This window comes from Haloarcula sp. MBLA0138 (assembly GCF_055632455.1).
The window spans coordinates 1,513,549-1,531,127 of sequence record NZ_CM145746.1; the positions used below are offsets into that span (position 1 = coordinate 1,513,549).

At 69.7% G+C, this 17,579-nt stretch carries 16 protein-coding genes; 11 read left to right on the forward strand and 5 right to left on the reverse strand.

What is annotated here, in order from left to right; translation table 11 throughout:
* Positions 1-44: 44 nt before the first annotated feature.
* Positions 45-209, reverse strand: a complete 165-nt coding sequence (locus ACV7JO_RS08040) for a DUF7331 family protein (RefSeq protein WP_470352889.1) — start codon at positions 207-209, stop codon at positions 45-47.
* Positions 210-741: 532 nt separating this feature from the next.
* Between ACV7JO_RS08040 and ACV7JO_RS08045 the strand changes: the two genes are divergently transcribed.
* The gene (locus ACV7JO_RS08045) at positions 742-954 is read left to right on the forward strand and encodes a DUF8015 family protein (RefSeq protein ID WP_470352890.1); all 213 of its coding nucleotides are present in this window, start codon (positions 742-744) and stop codon (positions 952-954) included.
* A 72-nt stretch (positions 955-1,026) separates the two neighbouring features.
* A complete protein-coding gene (locus tag ACV7JO_RS08050) occupies positions 1,027-2,031 on the forward strand; it encodes an ornithine cyclodeaminase family protein (RefSeq protein ID WP_470352891.1) in 1,005 nt (334 codons plus the stop codon).
* Between the two features lies 1 nt (position 2,032).
* Here the strand turns inward: ACV7JO_RS08050 and ACV7JO_RS08055 are convergent, their stop codons facing one another.
* The 3 genes from ACV7JO_RS08055 to srp19 all read right to left on the reverse strand — a co-directional run bounded on the left by ACV7JO_RS08055 (position 2,033) and on the right by srp19 (position 3,700).
* Complete coding sequence (locus ACV7JO_RS08055; RefSeq protein WP_470352892.1) at positions 2,033-3,082, reverse strand: presenilin family intramembrane aspartyl protease PSH; 1,050 nt, start codon at positions 3,080-3,082, stop codon at positions 2,033-2,035.
* Between the two features lie 115 nt (positions 3,083-3,197).
* Positions 3,198-3,425 (reverse strand): H/ACA ribonucleoprotein complex subunit GAR1, encoded by a 228-nt coding sequence (locus tag ACV7JO_RS08060; RefSeq protein ID WP_470352893.1) that lies wholly within the window; start codon positions 3,423-3,425, stop codon positions 3,198-3,200.
* Complete coding sequence (gene srp19, locus ACV7JO_RS08065) at positions 3,422-3,700, reverse strand: signal recognition particle subunit SRP19 (RefSeq protein ID WP_470352894.1); 279 nt, start codon at positions 3,698-3,700, stop codon at positions 3,422-3,424. The genes ACV7JO_RS08060 and srp19 overlap by 4 nt, the downstream gene beginning before the upstream one ends.
* Positions 3,701-3,799: 99 nt before the next feature.
* On the opposite strand from srp19, the gene ACV7JO_RS08070 reads away from it, so the two are divergent.
* Both ACV7JO_RS08070 and ACV7JO_RS08075 read left to right on the forward strand, forming a co-directional pair.
* Complete coding sequence (locus ACV7JO_RS08070) at positions 3,800-4,615, forward strand: CAP domain-containing protein (protein ID WP_470352895.1); 816 nt, start codon at positions 3,800-3,802, stop codon at positions 4,613-4,615.
* A gap of 84 nt (positions 4,616-4,699) precedes the next feature.
* Positions 4,700-4,960 carry a hypothetical protein gene (locus ACV7JO_RS08075; protein WP_470352896.1) on the forward strand — a complete coding sequence of 87 codons (261 nt, stop codon included), beginning with the start codon at positions 4,700-4,702 and terminating at the stop codon, positions 4,958-4,960.
* Between the two features lie 214 nt (positions 4,961-5,174).
* On the opposite strand, the gene coxB is transcribed toward ACV7JO_RS08075, so the two are convergent.
* Entirely contained in the window at positions 5,175-5,909 is a 735-nt protein-coding gene (gene coxB / locus ACV7JO_RS08080; protein ID WP_470352897.1) for a cytochrome c oxidase subunit II, read from the reverse strand.
* A 131-nt stretch (positions 5,910-6,040) separates the two neighbouring features.
* Between coxB and ACV7JO_RS08085 the strand changes: the two genes are divergently transcribed.
* From ACV7JO_RS08085 to ACV7JO_RS08115, 7 genes are all read left to right on the forward strand, one after another.
* Positions 6,041-7,438, forward strand: a complete 1,398-nt coding sequence (locus ACV7JO_RS08085) for a heme o synthase (RefSeq protein ID WP_470352898.1) — start codon at positions 6,041-6,043, stop codon at positions 7,436-7,438.
* On the forward strand, positions 7,435-8,109 hold the full coding sequence (locus tag ACV7JO_RS08090; RefSeq protein ID WP_470352899.1) for a DUF7546 family protein: 675 nt from the start codon (positions 7,435-7,437) through the stop codon (positions 8,107-8,109). The genes ACV7JO_RS08085 and ACV7JO_RS08090 overlap by 4 nt, the downstream gene beginning before the upstream one ends.
* Before the next feature lie 49 nt (positions 8,110-8,158).
* The gene (locus ACV7JO_RS08095) at positions 8,159-8,389 is read left to right on the forward strand and encodes a SelT/SelW/SelH family protein (protein WP_470352900.1); all 231 of its coding nucleotides are present in this window, start codon (positions 8,159-8,161) and stop codon (positions 8,387-8,389) included.
* Between the two features lie 45 nt (positions 8,390-8,434).
* Positions 8,435-9,373, forward strand: coding sequence for an ABC transporter ATP-binding protein (locus ACV7JO_RS08100; RefSeq protein WP_470352901.1), 939 nt, complete (start codon positions 8,435-8,437; stop codon positions 9,371-9,373).
* On the forward strand, positions 9,370-10,110 hold the full coding sequence (locus tag ACV7JO_RS08105) for an ABC transporter permease (protein WP_470352902.1): 741 nt from the start codon (positions 9,370-9,372) through the stop codon (positions 10,108-10,110). Before ACV7JO_RS08100 ends, ACV7JO_RS08105 begins: the two co-directional genes overlap by 4 nt.
* Before the next feature lie 338 nt (positions 10,111-10,448).
* Positions 10,449-15,296, forward strand: coding sequence for a glycoside hydrolase family 97 N-terminal domain-containing protein (locus tag ACV7JO_RS08110; RefSeq protein WP_470352903.1), 4,848 nt, complete (start codon positions 10,449-10,451; stop codon positions 15,294-15,296).
* Positions 15,293-17,557, forward strand: coding sequence for an outer membrane protein assembly factor BamB family protein (locus tag ACV7JO_RS08115; protein ID WP_470352904.1), 2,265 nt, complete (start codon positions 15,293-15,295; stop codon positions 17,555-17,557). The genes ACV7JO_RS08110 and ACV7JO_RS08115 overlap by 4 nt, the downstream gene beginning before the upstream one ends.
* The last annotated feature ends 22 nt before the right edge of the window (positions 17,558-17,579 follow it).

Below are 17,579 nucleotides of genomic sequence, written 5' to 3' on the forward strand. Positions count from 1 at the left end.
AAAAGGGGCTCCGCAGGGGGCTGCCGTGACCGCCACGGGACCGGTCACCGAAGCTGGTCTACGTCGAGGGCGAGTGTCGACTGAATCCACGCCTGATGGTTCTCGCGGTCGTAGATGACGAACTCTTCGTCGCCGATGTTCAGTTCGGCGTACCGTCGCTCACCGTCCTTGGCTGCGTCGCGGGCGTCGTCCGTGGCGTTCGTACTCATTGGTCTCGGGGGAGACAGGTGGTCCGTGCCGCCGTCTCTCCACGTGGTCGTATTGGACGGTCTATAATAAGGGCAACCCCCCAGTTATCAGACGCTAAAATCGGCATCGGAAGGCGACCCGTGAGCGTCGAACTCGTTATCAGACACTGAAAACGGCCGCGGTGGCGGGTCTCGGCCGCGACCGGGACGCGAACGCACCCGAGCGGGTCCCTCCCCGCGTGCGAGACGCGGGCCCGGCCGAAGCATCCGTCCGGAGGGGACGACGACCGCTCACACAGCGGTGCCGACCAGTCCAGTCGCCCAGCGTCCCGGTTCCGGAGCCACGGGATACGACGGCGGAGCGGCCCTCGGGGTGGACAGCACAACTGCCGGGAGAGACACTCTCCGTCGCATATCTGTGGTTTATATTGCTATAAGTTATGAGTTGTATCTGTCTACAGTGCAGAGTAAATACTCTGTGCCTACATAGAATACTACTGAACACATACGGGAAACACTTATGTACCCATAGCTCGAACAATTATTCACACTTATGACGGGTTACTACGACATCGTTCTCGGTCTCATTCCGCTCGCAATGGCTGGTATCACCGGCGTCCTCAGCGTCGCCGGGTTCGCGCTGACGACCGCCATCCCGCTGGCCTCGCTCGTCGCGGTCGGCCTCATCGGCCACGCGATGTTCGTCCGCGCACCGGTCGACCCGCGCCCCGAAGTCGGGTCCGACCCCGTGCAGGCAGCCGACTGACTGTGCCGACCCGTCACCGTTCTCGCTGCCCGACCCCCGAGTGTTAACACCGCCTCGCTCGAAGGGCCGCGTATGCCAGACGGAACCGCCTACTTCCTGACGAGCGACGACCTCACCGACCTCGCAGCTCCCGCCGACTACGTCGACGCCGTCCGCGAGGGCTACCGGGAGCGGGGTCGCGGCGCGCCGGCCGAGCCGCGGACGACGCTGTTCAGCGAGGAACCGGCGGGGATGCTCACCGGCTATCTCGCTATCCTGCCCGAGACCGGTGCGATGGGCGGGTACACCTACGCCGCCGGGTTCGGCGAACGGGACGCTCACTTCGCGCTGCCGATTTTCGACGCCGAGTCGGGCGAGCCGCTGGCTGTCCTCGACGGGGCCAGCCTCAACCCGTTCAAGACCGGCGCGGCGGGCGCGGTCGGCGTCGACGCCCTCGCACGCGCTGACGCCTCGGACCTCGCGGTCATCGGCAGCGGCGCACAGGCCCGGGGGCAGGTCCGCGCGGCGGCGACGGTCCGAGAGTTCGACCGCGTCGAGGTGTACTCGCCGACGGCCGCCCACCGGGAGTCGTTCGCGGCCGAGATGAACGAGGCCTTGGACGCCACCGTCGCGGCCGTCGCCTCCTCGGCGGCGGCCGTCGAGGGAGCCGACGTAGTCGTCACGGCGACCGACGCCAGCGAGCCGGTGTTCGACGGCGAACTGCTGGCCGACGGCGCGCACGTGACGGCGATGGGGCAGTACCACCCGGAGAAGCGCGAACTCGACGCGACGACTATCGAACGAGCGACGTACGTCCCGGACCTGCGCGCCCGCGTCGAACAGGACGCCGGGTCGTTCAGACACGCCCTCGAGGAGGGCGTCGTCGAGGAGGATCACGTCCACGCCGAACTGGGCGCGGTGGTCGCGGGCGAGGCCCCCGGCCGGACCAACGACGACGAGATTACCGTCTTCGACTCCGGCGGAACGGCCATCGAGACGGTCGCCGCGGGCCACATGCTCTACGAGCGCGCACGCGAGGCCGGGCGGGGCGAGGAAATCGAGTTCGCGCCCGCCAGCGAGGCGCTGACCGGGGAGTGAGTCAGACGTACGGCGCGAGACCCAGCGCCTCCACGAGTCCGACGCCGGCGACGAGCGCGCCGACGACGTAGCCGGCGATGGTCCCGCCGTTCAAAAGCGGGAGTCCGGCGTGCGCGCGGCCCTTGAGGACCATCCAGAGCAGGACGGCGAGTCCGAGGAAGGTCCCGACCATCGCGGTCAGGGCCGGGAGCGGAACCCCGACGACCGTCGCCACCCCGGCCGGGGCGAAGAAGGCCGCGCTGGCGACGAGCACGGTCGGGATGACGGCGTCGCCGAGGCCGATGAACAGAGCGTCGCGCTCCAGTGGCCCCTCGTCCATCCCCGTCGAGGCGTCGCCGTCTCCGTCGTCGGTGCCGTCGGATTCATCCTCCGCGGCCGCGTTCTCGGTGTCGTCGGTCGCGCCGTCGGCCGCCGCGTCGCCCTCGGCCGTCGGGTCGGGCGTCGTCGCGTCGAGGAAGGAGTACGACAGCGACAGCGGGATGACGAGGACGACGGGCACCCGGAGGTCCATCACGCCGGAGGCCAGCGTCAGCATGTGCTCGGTCCCGTAGACGCTGATGGCGTCGTAGACGGCCAACACGGTGAGCAAGAGGAGCGACGGGAGGACGCCGAAACTGATGCCGAAAAGGCCGGCGGCGGCCGCGCCCATCACCGCGCCGGCGGCGTCGACGACGTACCACTCGGGGTGGACCAGCAACGCGATTCCCAGCCCCGCCGCGAGGCCGAGCGCGAGGACGTTCCGCCCGCCGACAGTCACCACGGGCGGGACCAGGACGCGGAAGACGTACAGGGAGAGCCACGCGCCCGAGAAGACGATGAGACCACGGATGAACTGGTCGGCGTCGTACTTGAACGCAAGCAACATCACCGCCGTAGCGACGAGGATACCGCCGACGTACAGCAGGCTGTTGGTCGGGTTCGACGGGTCCTCGACGGCCTGATAGCCGGCGGACTCGAAAGGTCCCACGAGCGACAGCGCCCCCAACTGGACGAACAGGAAGATACAGGCGATGAGACCACAGCCAGCCGTCGCACGCCAGCGAGCGTCCATGTCACGCCCTCCGGCGGGCGGCGGTTTCAGGATTTCGGAGCGGACGAGGCGGGCCGACCGTCGCCGCGTTCGGCGCGGCACCGACGGTGGACAGCGAGTCGTCGCGAACAACGAGTCACCGAGCGTACAGCGGCGACCCGACGAGCGACGGGAGGTGAACGTCGTCCGCAGGCGAGACGGCGACGTATGGTCGGGCTACCGGCCCGAACACGTCGACGACGGTACCGACCTCGGTCAGCCCCTCGTCGACCACGTCCGTTCCGAAGTCGGGCGTCGACTCGTCGGGCGAGCGGACGACCAACCGGCCCTGCGCGACCCGGACCACCGTCCCGACGCGCCTCATTCCCGGAGCGCCTGCAGGTACGCGCCGACGGCCCCGAGCAGGTCGCTCTTGGTCGCGTCGTCGGCGTTCTTCACGACGACGCGACCCCGCTGTTCCGTCTCTCGGGGGTAGGTCTTGTCGCGCTCGATGACCGCGTCGTAGCCGACCTGCTGGACGGCTTTCGCTATCTCGTCGGCGGCGGGGTCGCTGACCGCGAGGTCGCGGGCGACGCGCCGCCCCTCACTCCGGGAGCGGTCGGCGTCAAGCGCGACCGGCCAGATGACGTTCTCGACCATACCGGGAGTGGCCGCCCCGCCCTTATGTGCCTTTCCGACGGCACGCGGCAGGTTGGAACGGGGGGTTTACATAATAAGACGGTCAACATCTCGGAAGGAATGGTCAACAAATCGGGTATCGCACTCGTGGTCGTCGTCCTCGTCGCGGCGCTGGGCGTCGGCGTCCTCGTCGGGATGCAACTCGGCGGGGCCGCCCCGGCACCCAGTGACGACGGTGGGGCGTCGACCCCAAGCGGTAACGGTGGGGGCGGTGGGGACGACGGCGGGAACGGAACGGCCACGGCCACGGCGACGCCGACGAACGCCACGGGCAACGAGACGACGACACCGACGAACGCCGCGGGCAACGAGACGGCGACGCCGACGGCGACGCCCACGCCGGACGAGCGGGAGCCGTACGTCCCACCGGAGTACTACAACGAAACGACGATAGAGAAGGAGATTCAGGCCCACATCAACGCGCGGCGGTCGAACCGTGGGGCCGGGACGCTCTCGACGGGCGGGACGACCGTCCAATCGCTCACGCGGATGGCGCGAAATCACAGCGACGGCATGGCCCGCGCCGGGGAGACGGTCCACACGATAGACGGCGTCGGCAGCCACGACCGGTACCAGCGAAACGACCTCGCCGACACCTGCACGTTCCCCGCCGCCAACAAGGCGTTCATCCGGAACTCCCGTGACAACAACTTCGAGGCCGTCGGTCGAACCACCGCCGGCCAACTGTACACGGACGACGGGCAACGGCGCATCAACCGCGACGAGGAGGAAGTCGCCGAGGCCATCGTCGACAACTGGTTCGACTCGGTCATCTACAGCGAGCGCCTCTCCTACGAGAACGCCGGCCGTGTCGGCGTCGGCGTCACCGTGACCGACTCCGGAGCGGTCTACGCGACGGCGAACATCTGCGGCTGAGTCCGTTGTCGGCGTCGTTTTCGTCGGAATCCGAACCACCGTCAGAACTAAGTCCGGGGCGCGTCTCGCATGTGATGAGCTACCATGTCACAATCAAACGCCGACTGGGTACAGCCGGTCGACACCGAAATCGTCCGCACCGTCGCCGCAACCGGTATCAGCGCGCCGGCGGTCGTCGCGGCACGCCGTGGCCGGGACACCGAGACGATCCGCGAGCGCTGCGTGGCTCTCGCGGACCGCGGCGTGCTCGAACGGGTGACCCCGGAGCCGGTCTTCCGAGTGACGCGAACCGGGCGACTGCTCGGGCAGTCCGGGCGGCCCCCACAGTCGGTCACCGGCGACTGACCACGCCAGCGTACCGGGAAGCGACGCTCGCGCGTGTGGCGCTGTTCTATCGTTGTCGACGTAGCAGCGTCGCCGCCAGCGCGACGGCGCAGACGGTTGTCCGGGGGCGCACCCACTGACGGTCGGACAGAGCGAAACGAGGAACTGGTACTCGGAAGCGAGCGGTGAGAAAACACGACGAGCGCGGGAACGCGAAGGCGGTGAGAGTGAGTCGCTACGCGCTGGACTGGTTGCTGACCCACTCGTCGTAGTCGTCTTGGGGCATCACGACGACTTCGCCGAGCATCTGCGAGTGGCCCGAGCCACAGTACTCCGCACAGTAGAGTTGGTAGGAGCCCGGTTCGGTGGCGGTGGTCCGGAGCTTGTTGTACTGGCCGGGGAAGGCGTCGGACTTCAGCCCGAGCCCCGGCGCGTGGAAGGCGTGGAGCCAGTCGCGCGAGGTGATGTGCAAGACCACGGGCCTGTCGGCCGGGAGGCGGAGTGTCGTGGTCGTCGAAGTCGCGGCCTCGGAACTCCGCTGACTGCCGTTGTAGTAGAAGCTCCACCCGTAGCGGTAGGCTTGCACCTCGATGTGTTCGACGTCCTGTCCCTGCAGTTCGGCCTGATTGCCGGCCTCGGCCGTGACGGCCGGCTGAGCCATCACCTGATACGAGGCGACGCCGACGAACAGAAGGATGATGGCGGTGGCGACGGTCCACGTGATTTCGAGGCGGCGGTTCTCCTTCGTCGGCAGGGCCTCCTCCTGATTGCGGAACCGCCAGACGGTGTAGATGAGGATACCCTCGACCAGCACCGTGATCGGGATTGCGACGTAGAGCAGGTTCTGGTTCAGGTTCCAGATGAGGCGCTCCGTCGTCGTGTCGGCGGTCTGCGCGGCGGCCGGTTCGACGAGAAACGCGAGCAACGCGACGCCGAACAGAGCGACCAAGCCGGCGCGTTTCCGGGTCATGCTCGCGGCTTAGGATTTGGGAGATAAATAACTGCTGTCTTGTGGTCAATTGCCCGTTACCGGGCGAACACGTTCGAGCCGAAGAACCGGAAAGCGCGGGGTCTAAGTGTCCAGCACCGAAGACACGAACAATGGCATCGAAGCCGACGCTCTCGGGGCTGTTGGCGGCCACCGCCGTCGGCGTCTACCTGCTGGTCGTCGCGGGTGCGACGGCCTCGATAACCGACGCCGTGGCGGCGTGTTCGTCGTGGCCGCTGTGTCGTGGTCCGGTGACACTGTCCGACCCGGCGTTGCTCGTCGCGCGCGGTCACAGGCTGACCGCGGCCGCCGTCGGCGTCCTCGCCGTCGTGACCACCGCCGTCGGATTCCGCCGAGCAGCCGAGACGCGCGTCAAGGCCGCGCTGGCCGTCGGCCTCGCGCTGTACCCGGTGCAGGTCGCCCTCGGCGCATTCGTCGCCACGACCGGCGCGGCGACGGGACTACCGAGCGCGCACCTGCTCATCGGCACGGTCATCTTCGGCGCGTTCGTGCTCGCACTAGCGTGGCATCTCGAAGCCGAGACGGGCGACGCCGACGACACCGGCGTCGCCGACCCCTCGCCCGCGCCAGCACCCGACGCGGCGGCCGACGAACCGGAGCCGTCGCCCGCGCTGTCGACGCGCGAGCGGGTCGTCGGGACCCTCTCGGCGTACGTCCGGCTGACGAAGCCGCGGCTGATGTGGCTGCTGTGTCTGGTCGCGGCCGCCGGGATGGCGCTCGCCGCCGGACCGGCCCTGACCGTCCGGACGGTCCTGCTGACTCTCGGCGGCGGCGTCCTCTCTATCGGCGCGTCGGGGACGTTCAACCACGTGCTCGAACGCGACATCGACAAGCGGATGGACCGCACCGCCGACCGGCCGGTGGCGACCCACGAGATTCCCGTCCGGAACGCGCTCGCGTTCGGCGTCGCGCTGGGACTGGCCGCGCTCGTGTTGTTCTGGCAGGTCAACGTCCTCGCCGCCGTGCTGGGGCTGACAGCCATCGTCTTCTACAGCGTCGTCTACACGCTGCTGTTGAAGCCAAACACCGTCCAGAACACCGTCATCGGCGGCGCGGCGGGAGCGCTCCCGGCGCTCATCGGCTGGGTCGCCGTCACGGGTTCTATCGACCTGCCGGGACTGGCGCTGGCCGGCCTCATCTTCATGTGGACGCCCGCACACTTCTACAACCTCGCGCTGGCGTACCGCGACGACTACGAGCGCGGGGGCTTCCCGATGATGCCGGTCGTCCGCGGGGCGACAGAGACCCGCAAACACATCGTCTACTACCTCGGCGCGACGCTCATCACCGCGGGGGTGCTTGCCGCGGTGACGACGCTGGGGTGGGTGTACACCCTGACCGCGACGGTGCTGGGGGCGGTGTTCCTCTGGGCAGTCGTGCGCTTGCACCGCGAGCAGACCGAGCAGGCCGCGTTCAGGGCCTTCCACGCGTCGAACGCCTATCTCGGGGCCGTCCTCGTGGCCGTCGTCGTCGACGCGCTGGCCGTATGAGCGCGTTCGCTCGGGGCCGGGAGCTCTCGCTGGACCGGCGGACACTGGTCTACGGCGCGCTCGTCCTCAACACGGAGCTATTGCTGGTCGCCCTGCACGTCTTCGTCGGCGGGACATCGGCGGCATCGCTGCGCGGGGTCGCGCAGTACGTCTACCCGCTGGTGTGGATAAACGTCGGGCTGGCGGCCGTCGTCGCCACGGACCCGCCGCCGGTGTCGGAGAGCCAGCGCAGGCGGGCGCTGGCCGTCGGCGCGGTGTATTTCCTCGTCCTCGCCGCCATCGGCGGCCTCCTGCGGCCGGGGTCGCCGGGCATCGAGCCGTACCTCCAGTTCAATCTCCTCTATCTCCCGCCGGGGTGGAACCCGATGCTGGCGTACTTCGGGTCGGTCGTCAGCGTGACGCTCATCCCGTACAAGGTCGTTGGCTACGGCGCGCTGGCGTATCTGGTCTACGTGATGGTGCTGGACGCGTCGGGGCTGTCCCTGGGGACGCTGACCGGGCTGTTCTCCTGTGTCTCCTGCGTGCTGGGAATCCTCGTCCCGACGGTGTCGAGCCTACTGGGCGGGAGCGTCGCGGTCGTCGGGCAGGCGCTGCCCCAGTCCTACGGCGCGGCGACGGTGGTGTACGTCGTCTCGGTGGCCCTGCTGTACTGGCGACCGTTCGGTCGGTGACGCCGGTCCGGACGGCAACCGGTATCAGCGGCCGGGGCGTAGCCGGCGTATGAGCGACGTGACCATCGAGTACTGCGTCCCGTGTGGGTTCCGCGGCCGCGCCCTCGACGTGGCCGAGGCGGTCCTGACCGGGCTGGAGAGTGACCTCGACAGCCTCGAACTGGAGATGGGGAGCCACGGCGTCTTCGCCGTCCGCGTCGACGGGGAGACGGTCTACGAGAAGGAGGAGGACGACTACGACGTGGACGGCATCGTCAGGGCGGTGCGGGCGGCGCTGTAAGGCAAGAGCGGAACGGCTTTCGGTCCCGCGGTCGGAGCGGGGCGTATGGACGAGGTACTGGTCGCTGCAGACGTGCGCCGGCGCTACGGCGACACGGTCGCGCTCGACGGCGTCTCGCTGTCGGCGGCGCGCGGCGAGGTGCTGGCGGTGGTGGGACCGAACGGGGCTGGTAAGACGACGCTGGTCCGGGCCCTGACCGGCACGACCGACGCGACGGGTCACGTGGAGCTGTTCGGGCGGGACCCGCGGGACGTGGACCGGGACCGAATCGGACTGCTACCCCAGTCGTTCGACCCTCACGAGCGGCTCACCGCCCGCGAACTCGTGGCGTACTACGGGGGGCTGTACGACGAGGCGCGGCCGGTGGCCGACGTGCTCGACGACGTGGGGATTGCCGACGCGGCCGACACGGCCTACGAGAACCTCTCGGGCGGGCAACAGCGCCGGACCTGCGTGGCGACGGCGCTGGTCAACGACCCGGACCTGCTCGTCCTCGACGAGCCGACCACGGGCATCGACCCCGCGGGGCGGCGGGCGCTGTGGGACCTGCTCGACGGGCTGGCAGACGCGGGCGTGACGATTCTCGTGACGACACACTACATGGAGGAAGCCGAGGAACTCGCCGACCGCGTGGCGCTGCTGGCCGACGGCGAACTCGCGGCGCTGGACACCCCCGAACGGCTCGTCGCGGACCACGGCGGGGAGAGCCGACTCGTCGTCAGCGGGCCGTTCGACGCCGACGCGGCGGCGTCGCTCGACCACCCGGCGCGCACGGCGGTCCGGAACGGTGACCTCGTCGTCTACGGGGTGCAGCCGGCCGCCATCGCGGGGGTCGTCGACGCGCTCGAAGCTGCCGGCGTGGCCTACGACGGCCTGACGTGGAGCGAACCGGACCTCGAAGACGTCTACCTCGAACTGACCGGCACGGCCGTCGAGCGCGGCGGCGAGGCGCGGGCCGGAGCCGTCGCGGGAGGGGACCGATGAGCCGCCTCGGGCGGCTGCGGTCGGAGACGCGGGCGGCGGCGCTGTCGTTCCTGCGGCGGCGGACGGCCGTCTTCTTCACCTTCTTCTTCCCCGTCATCATCGTCGTCATCTTCGGCGTACTCGTCCGGACCCAACCGGGCGGCGGCGGGCTGTTCACCGAGCCGCCGAGCTACTACGTGCCGGGGTATCTCGCCGTCGTCGTCCTGTTCACGCCGCTGTCGCGGGTCGGCAGCGAGGTGGCGCGCCACCGCGACGGGAACCGGTTCGAGAAGCTGGCGACGACGCCGCTGACGCGGCCCGAGTGGGTGCTGGCCCAGACGCTCGTCAACGTCGTCGTCATCGGCCTCGCGGGCGTCCTCCTGCTGGGCGTGATGGTCGCGCTGACGGGGGCGACGGTCCGCCCGGCGGCGTCGCTGGTCCCGTTCGTCGCGCTGGGCGTCGCCTGCTTCTGCGGGGTCGGGGCCGTCATCGGGAGCCTCGCGGACTCCCAAGACGGCGTCATCTCCGCGAGCAACGCCGTCGCGCTCCCCCTGCTTTTCCTCTCGGAGACGTTCGTCCCGCCGTCGATGCTCCCGGCGTGGCTCCCGACGTGGCTGTCGCCGCTGACGTACTTCTCTCGTGGCGTCCGCGCGGCGACGACCGGGAGCGGCGACGTGGCGTTCCCGCTGGTCGTGCTGGCCGCCTGCGCCGTCGCCGCCGTGGCGGCCGGGGCCCGGCTTCTGCCCCGGACGGACTGAGGCGGGCCGCGTCCCTCGCGGAGCGCGCGCCAGCGAGCGTATATAAACCCCCGGTCCCCGAGAGAGCCGAAGCGACGCGAAAACGTGTGAAGTAGTCGTCACTACGGCCGCGACCGGTCGAAGCGCGTCTCACCGCTGATGGCCCCATCGATTAACTATAATCCGGATAAGTCGTTCTGACGGCGTCGTTCGTCCCGTCCGAGTATCGCGCGTGAGACTCGCTCGCGTCGGTTCCGCCGTACTATCATCATCGTCCACAACCGTTGGATTTATACTGTACAATTCCCCTTGGGCCGTTGGCGATGGTTAATAGAAAATCCGAACAAACATTTAAACAAGTGGACCGCCGGGGGTTCCTCGGCGGGGTGACGTCGTTGCTTGCGGCGGCGGCGTACACAGCGGACGTACCCGAGACGGTCACGGCACAGGTGACCGACGGGGACGACTCGAACGTACAGACGGTCACGTCACCCGACGGGCGAATCGCGGTCACGGTCGACGTGTCCGACGGCGTCCCGTCGTACGGCGTCGCGGTCGACGGGACGACGTACATCACGTCCTCGAACGTCGGCTTCGACTTCCAGAACCAGCCGACGTTCGGCGTGGCGGCCGACGGGACGACGGGGGCCGCCGTCACCGTCACCGGCAGCGAGAGCGGGACGGCGACGGAGACGTGGGACCCGCTGTGGGGCCAGTACGACAGCGTCGCCGAGGACTACAACTATCTCCGGCTCGGACTGGCGGAGTCGGCCGACCCCGGCCGCTCGGGAAACCTCGAACTCCGCGTGTTCGACGACGGACTCGGCTTCCGGTTCGCGTTCGACGACGACTTCGCCGCCAACAGCGGCAACCTCGTCGTCACCTCGGAGAACACCGAGTTCAACTTCGCGGACGATTACACGAGCTGGTGGATAGAGAACACGTTCGTCAATCCGCGCTTCGAGCAGGAGTACACCGAGTCGAATCTGAGCGAACTGCCCTCCGGGACGAAACCCATCGAGAACGACGAGGGAGTCGGACCGGTCGGCGACAACGACAGGCAGGCCGGTGCGCACACCCCGCTGACCGTCGACACCGGCGACGGGACGTACCTCAGCGTCCACGAGGCGAACCTCGAGGACTACGCGACGATGTCGCTCGCGCCACAGAGCGACGGCGGCACCGAGTTCGCCGCCGAACTCGCGCCCAAGCGGGACGGGAGCAAGGTGTCGGCGTCGGCCCCGCACGTCACGCCGTGGCGGACGGTGCAGGTCGGGCGGTCGCCGGGGGACCTCGTCGAGTCCTCGCTGATTCCGCTCCTGAACGAGCCACTCGACACGGCGAGTCTCCCGACGGACGCGAACGGCGACCCGGACACCGACTGGATAACGCCGCGGATGTACGTCGGCATCTGGTGGACGATGATAGCGGGCAAGGCCAAGTGGCAGTACCGGACCGACGAGCAGGTCCGGAACGAACTCGGCAGCATCGGCGGCGTCGGGAGCGTCGCCGAGTACATCCACGGGGCCCGCACCGAGCGGATGAAGCGCTACATGCGCTTTGCCAGCCAGAACAACGTCGACAGCGTCCTCGTCGAGGGGTGGAATCAGGGCTGGGACAGCTACGGGTCCAGCGCCGCCACCGACGGACTGGGGCTGAAGATGGGCGTCGACGACTCCTATCCGGACTTCGACGTTCCGGAGGTCGTGAACTACGGACAGGGACTCGACAGCCCGGTCGAGATGACCGTCCACAACGAGACCTCGGGGAACCTCTCGAACTACGAGAACGAGATATTCACGCAGAACGTCTTCGAGGAGTACGACGACATCGGCATCCGGAGCATCAAGAACGGCTACGTCTCCGACCCGGGGCTGTTCGCGAACGCCGACGACCAAGACCAAGTCACCAGCAACCAACACAGTCAGGAGGCGGTCAATCACCACCGGCGCGTCATCGAGGCGGCGGCGGCGAACCGCCAGATGCTCGAAATCCACGAGGGAATCAAGCCGACCGGCGAGCGACGGACATACCCGAACGTCGCCGCCCGCGAGGTCGTCGAGGCACAGGAGTACGACGGCTTCGGCGCGCTGGGGTCGAACGTCGGCCGCGACCACCACGTGACCCTGCCGTTCACGCGGATGCTCGCCGGGCCGACCAGCTACCAGCCGGGCATCTTCGACATCACGTTCAACGACAGCGAGGGCGACCAGATACAGACGACGCGGGCGAAACAGCTCGCCATGTACCCCGCGTACAACGCGGGCATCCAGATGGCGGCCGACCGTATCGAGGCCTACGTCGACGATAGCCTCGGCGTCGGCGAGTTCGTACAGGCCGCGTCGGGCACCCTCGACGGGATGATAACGAACGACGACTACCGCAACGCCTTCGGGACCAACTACGTCCCCATCGACCCCAACAGCGAGCCCTCGGGTGCCCGCGTCGAGTTCACCGTCGCGGGCGTCGCCAGCGCCGGCACGTACGACCTCCATCTCCGGTACGCCAGCGACGGCGAGGTCAACGCCCAGCGGGTCATCGACAACGGGAACGGACAGGCGACGGTCTCGGTCAACGGGTCGACACAGACCGTCGAACCGGCGTTCACCGGCGGCTGGGACCAGTGGGCGGTCCTCACGACGCAGGTCGACCTCCAGTCGGGCGACAACACCGTCGCCGTCGAACTGAACTACGACGACGCCGACGGCTTCACCGGCGACGTGGGCGGGTTCAACCTCAACACGGTCGGCGTCACACAGCGGGGTGCGGACGCCCCCTTCCCCGCGGCGTACACCGACTTCACCGACACCACGGCCGCGAACGAGAACTTCGCCACCGTGCGCGAGTTCGACTACATCGAGGACGTGCCCGCCGGCGGCTGGGACGAGACGCGGGTGCTCGACAGCGCCATCGGCGAGTACCTCGTCGTCGCGCGCCGGAAGGGCGAGGCGTGGTACGTCGGCGCGATGAACGACGACAACGGCCGGTCGTTCCAACTGCCGCTCGACTTCCTCGGGAGCGAGGCCGACGGCTGGAAGATGGAGATGTACACCGACGCCTACGGGACGACCGTCGACACGGCCCCGACGGGCGTCCGCAGCACCGAGTCAGTCGTCTCGGCAGGCGACACGGTGACGCTCTCGGCGGCCCGCGGGGGCGGGACGGCGCTACGGCTCGTCCCGGCGACCGCCGCGGAGGCGTCGAGCCTCCAGTCCTACGAGCGCCCCGCGCAGGACCTCTCGCTCGAACTCGACGGCCAGACCGTCGTGAGCGAGACCTACGCCCGCGCGACCGGGGCGAACGACACGGCGTTCATCAGCGGCCAGACCGTCGAGGTGGTCGTGGACGGGACGGCCACGGCGCTGGAGAACATCAGGCTCCCGCCGAACTCGGAGAGCCGCACCGTGGAACTCGGGCCGACGTTCGAGGAGACCGGCGAGTACGCGGTCGAGATACGCTCGCTGGACGGCGACGTCCTCGCCTCGGAGACGGTGACGGTGACCGACCCGACGACCGTCGCGCAGTTCAGCGACCCGGACGACGCAGCCGACGCGCTGGGGCCGGGGTCGTACGTCAACGCGACGAACTACGCCGACGGCTCGATGGACATCCGACAGTTCACCGTCACGGAGACCCCAACGAACGCGGTCTTCGAGATAGAGGTCGGCTCGCTGAACGACCCGTACAACGCGGCCGAGAACGGGAGCAACGCCTTCTCGCCCCAGTGGTTCTTCGTCTGGCTGCGGGACCCGACCCGGAGCGACGGCGGCGTCACCGAGGTCGGGAACCTCGGCGACCCCGGCCTGAACACCGACTTCGGGTCCGCGTGGCACTACCGACTCGACGCCTACGGCTTCGGGCAAAACGCCATCGACTACAACGGCGCGGGACTGACCGACGGCGAGGACAACCCGGTCTCGCTGTCGGTCTCGACCGACAAGCAAACCGACACGGTCTCGCTCCAGCTCCCCAAGAGCGCGCTGGGCGGGACCGACCTCTGGGACATGGAGTTCGTCGCCGGCGTCCACTCCGAGAGCTACGGCGCGTTGCGGTCCATCGCCGAGAGCGCCGGGGCCGACCAGTTCGGCGGCCTCGACCCCGACGCCGCCGGGAACGCCCCGCGGATAATGGACATCACGACGCCGCCGGGGACGACGCGGGCCGAGGCGCTGTCGTACTCGGCGACCGAGCGGGCGACGCTCCCGTTCACGCCGGTGTACACCGGACGGCTCGGCGACGTGGACCGCGTGGCGACGCTCGACGACGACGGCGGCGACCCGTACGGACCCGCCACGTCCGCCGACGGCGCGAACGCCTTCGACTACCCGTCGACAGGCGACATCACGCCCCCGGACCACGACATCGAGCGTGTCGAGATATACGAGGACGACGGCGAGTACACGTTCCTCGTCCGCCTGCCGGAACTGCGCAACCCACAGACCTTCGCCGAGAACAGCGACTACGGCTACGGCCTCCAGCACCTCCAGATATACGTCCGGGACCCCGGTGCCGAGATCGGGGCGAACACGTACAGCCGCGACGGCGTCCACGCGTTCGACAGCGCACAGGACATCTTCGCGGAGAGCTATCACCGCCGCATCGTCGCCCACGGGTTCGCGAGGGCGAACGAGGTCGTCTCGGGGACGTACCCCGTCGTCGAGGACGGGTCGTGGGGCCTCGTCGCCGACGCCGACAGCGGCGTCGGCACCCGCGGTATCGAGGCCATCGATGCCATCGAGGTCACGGTCCCGCGCAGCGCCATCCCGTCGGACATCCGCGAGGTGAGCCTCGTCCCGATGCTGTTCAGCTACGACGGGGCCGGGACCGGCGAGGTGCGGAAAGTCCAGTCCAGCGGGAACGTCGGCGGGGAGTTCGACTTCGGCGGCGCGCCCTCGGACTACCACCACACCAACGTCCTCGATATCGTGCTGCCCGACAGCGTCTCGCAGGCGGACATCCTCGACCCGACGGCCGGCGACATCGGCTCCGGTGACGACTTCTCCGGCTACGACGTGCCGTTCGTCTCGCTATCGGAGCGGGCCAACGGTATCAGGGCGGCGCTGGCCGGCGACGGGCCGGTCACGGCGCGCCACTTCGAGACCGTCCGGCGGGCCTACGAGCGCGGCGAGGCCGTCGACGGGACCGGCGGGCTGGTGCCGAGTTACGGCGACGTCCGCGAGATGGCCGCGGAGGTGACCGACGGATGAACCGGTCCACGCGTGGACTGCTCGCGCTGACGCTGAGCGTCCTCGTGGTCGCGGCCGCGCCGGTGGCCGTCGTCGCCCCGGTCGGGCTTGCGAGCGCCGCGAACACGGCCGGGAACGCCGGCTGGACGAGCTACCAAGCCGGGGCCGACAACGCCGGGACCGGCGCGACGACAGCCGACTACGGCGGCGTCGCCGCCGGCTGGACGGCCGCCGGGAACACGGACGTCGCGTCCGGACCGGCCGTCGCCGACGGGCGCGTCTACGCGGCCGACGGCGACACGGTCCGCTCGCTCGCCGAGGGCGACGGGGCCGTGAACTGGGCGACAACCGTCGACGGACAGGCCTTTGGCACGCCGGCAGTCCACGACGGCACCGTCTACGTCGCCACCGACACCGGACAGGTGACGGCGCTCGACGCCGCCACCGGCGACAGCCGCGCCGGCTGGCCGGTGACGAAGGGGGCCGACAGGGACGACATCGGCTCCGTGGTCGGGTCGCCGACGGTCGACGGCGACGGGACCGTCTACGTTGCCACCGAGCGCGGGACGCTGCACGCCATCGGGAGCGACGGCACGCCCCGCTGGACCTACGACATCGGAAGCTCCGCCCAGACCGCGACGCCCGCGGTCCACGACGGGACCGTCTACGTCGGCGACGCCAGCGGGACGCTCCACGCCGTCGCGGCCGCCGACGGGAGCGGCGTGGCGACGGTCGACGCCGCCGGCCGCGCGCTGAACTCGCCGGCGGTCCACGACGGCACCGGGACGGTCGTCGTGACGGCCACCGACGGAACGGTCGCCGCCTACACGGCCGACCTGAGCGAACAGCGCTGGAGCGACGCGGACGCCTACGGCGAGATATACAGCAGCCCCGCGCTCGACGGGACGACGGTCGTCGTCGGCACCTCCGAGGGTGCCGTCGCCGGCCACCGACTCAGCGACGGGGTGAACCTGTGGACCGCCGTCGTCGATACGAAGAACGCGCTCGGCGCGTCCGTCTCGACGGCGGGCGACCGCGTGTTCGTCGGTACCGACACCGGTTCCGTCGTCGTCCTCGACGCCGCGGACGGCAGCGAGACGGCCGCCGCGTCGGTCGACTCGTCGCCGCTCCTGACAGCGCCGACGGTCGTCGGGTCGAGCCTCTACGTCGCGACCAGCGAGGGAGCGGTCGAGCAGTTCGTCGACGCCGACCCGTCGTTCAGCGTGACCGGGCTCGACGCCCCGGCCGCGACGACGACCGGGTCGACGGTGACCGTCGACGCGACCGTCGAGAACAGCGGCCGAACCGCCGGAATCTACGCGGCCGAACTGGCGGTCGAGGGCACCGTCGTCGCCTCGACGGGCGTCTCCGTCGCGGCGGGCGACAGCGAGACGGTCGCGCTCGACTACACGCCGTCGACGGGCGGCGAGCGGACGCTCGCGGTCGGCTCCCGGTCGGCGACGCTGATGGTCGAGGACCCTGCGGCGCTGTCCGTGACCGGGGTCAGCGCGCCGTCGACGGTAACCGTCGGCGACACCGCGACCCTCGAAGCGACGGTGGAGAACGCCGGCGACATCGAGGGCACCGAAAGCGTCACGCTCACCGTCGCGGGGACGGACGTGACCACGCAGGACGTGACGGTCGCCGGCGGCGAGAGCCAGAGTGTGAGCCTCGACTACACGTTCCAGTCGACCGGCGAACGGACCGTGGCGTTCGGGTCGCAGTCGGCCACCGTCAGCGTCCAACCGCGAGCGGACGGCGGGAGTGACGGCGACGAAAGCGGGGACGGAAGCGACGAGGGAAGCAGCGGGGACGACGGCGGAAACGACGACGGCAGCGGTGACGGGGGCAGTGACGGCGACGGAAGCGACGAGAGCAGTGACGGCGGGAGCGGTGGCGGCGACGGCGTCACCTACCCCGACGACGACACGGACACGCCCGAACCGGCCGAGAACGACACCGAGACCCCCACACCGACCGTGAACGGCACGGTGACGCCCGAATCGACCGGCACCGACACGCCGGCAGAGGCGACGGCGTCCGACGGTGAGGACGACGAGAGCGCCGGAGAGAGCGACGACAGCGACGGCGACTCCGGCGGCAGCGAGAGCGCCGGACAGGGCGACCAGCCCGGCACCGACGCGGCGTCGAGCGGCGACGAGAGCGGCGGCGCAGGGACCGCCGCCGGGACGACCGGGAGCAGCGGTCCCGGCTTCACCGCCGGCCTCGCCCTCGTGGCGCTGCTGGCCGCGGCGCTGCTCGCGGCCCGGCGCGACGGCTGAAGTCGCCGTCGGCTACCGACCC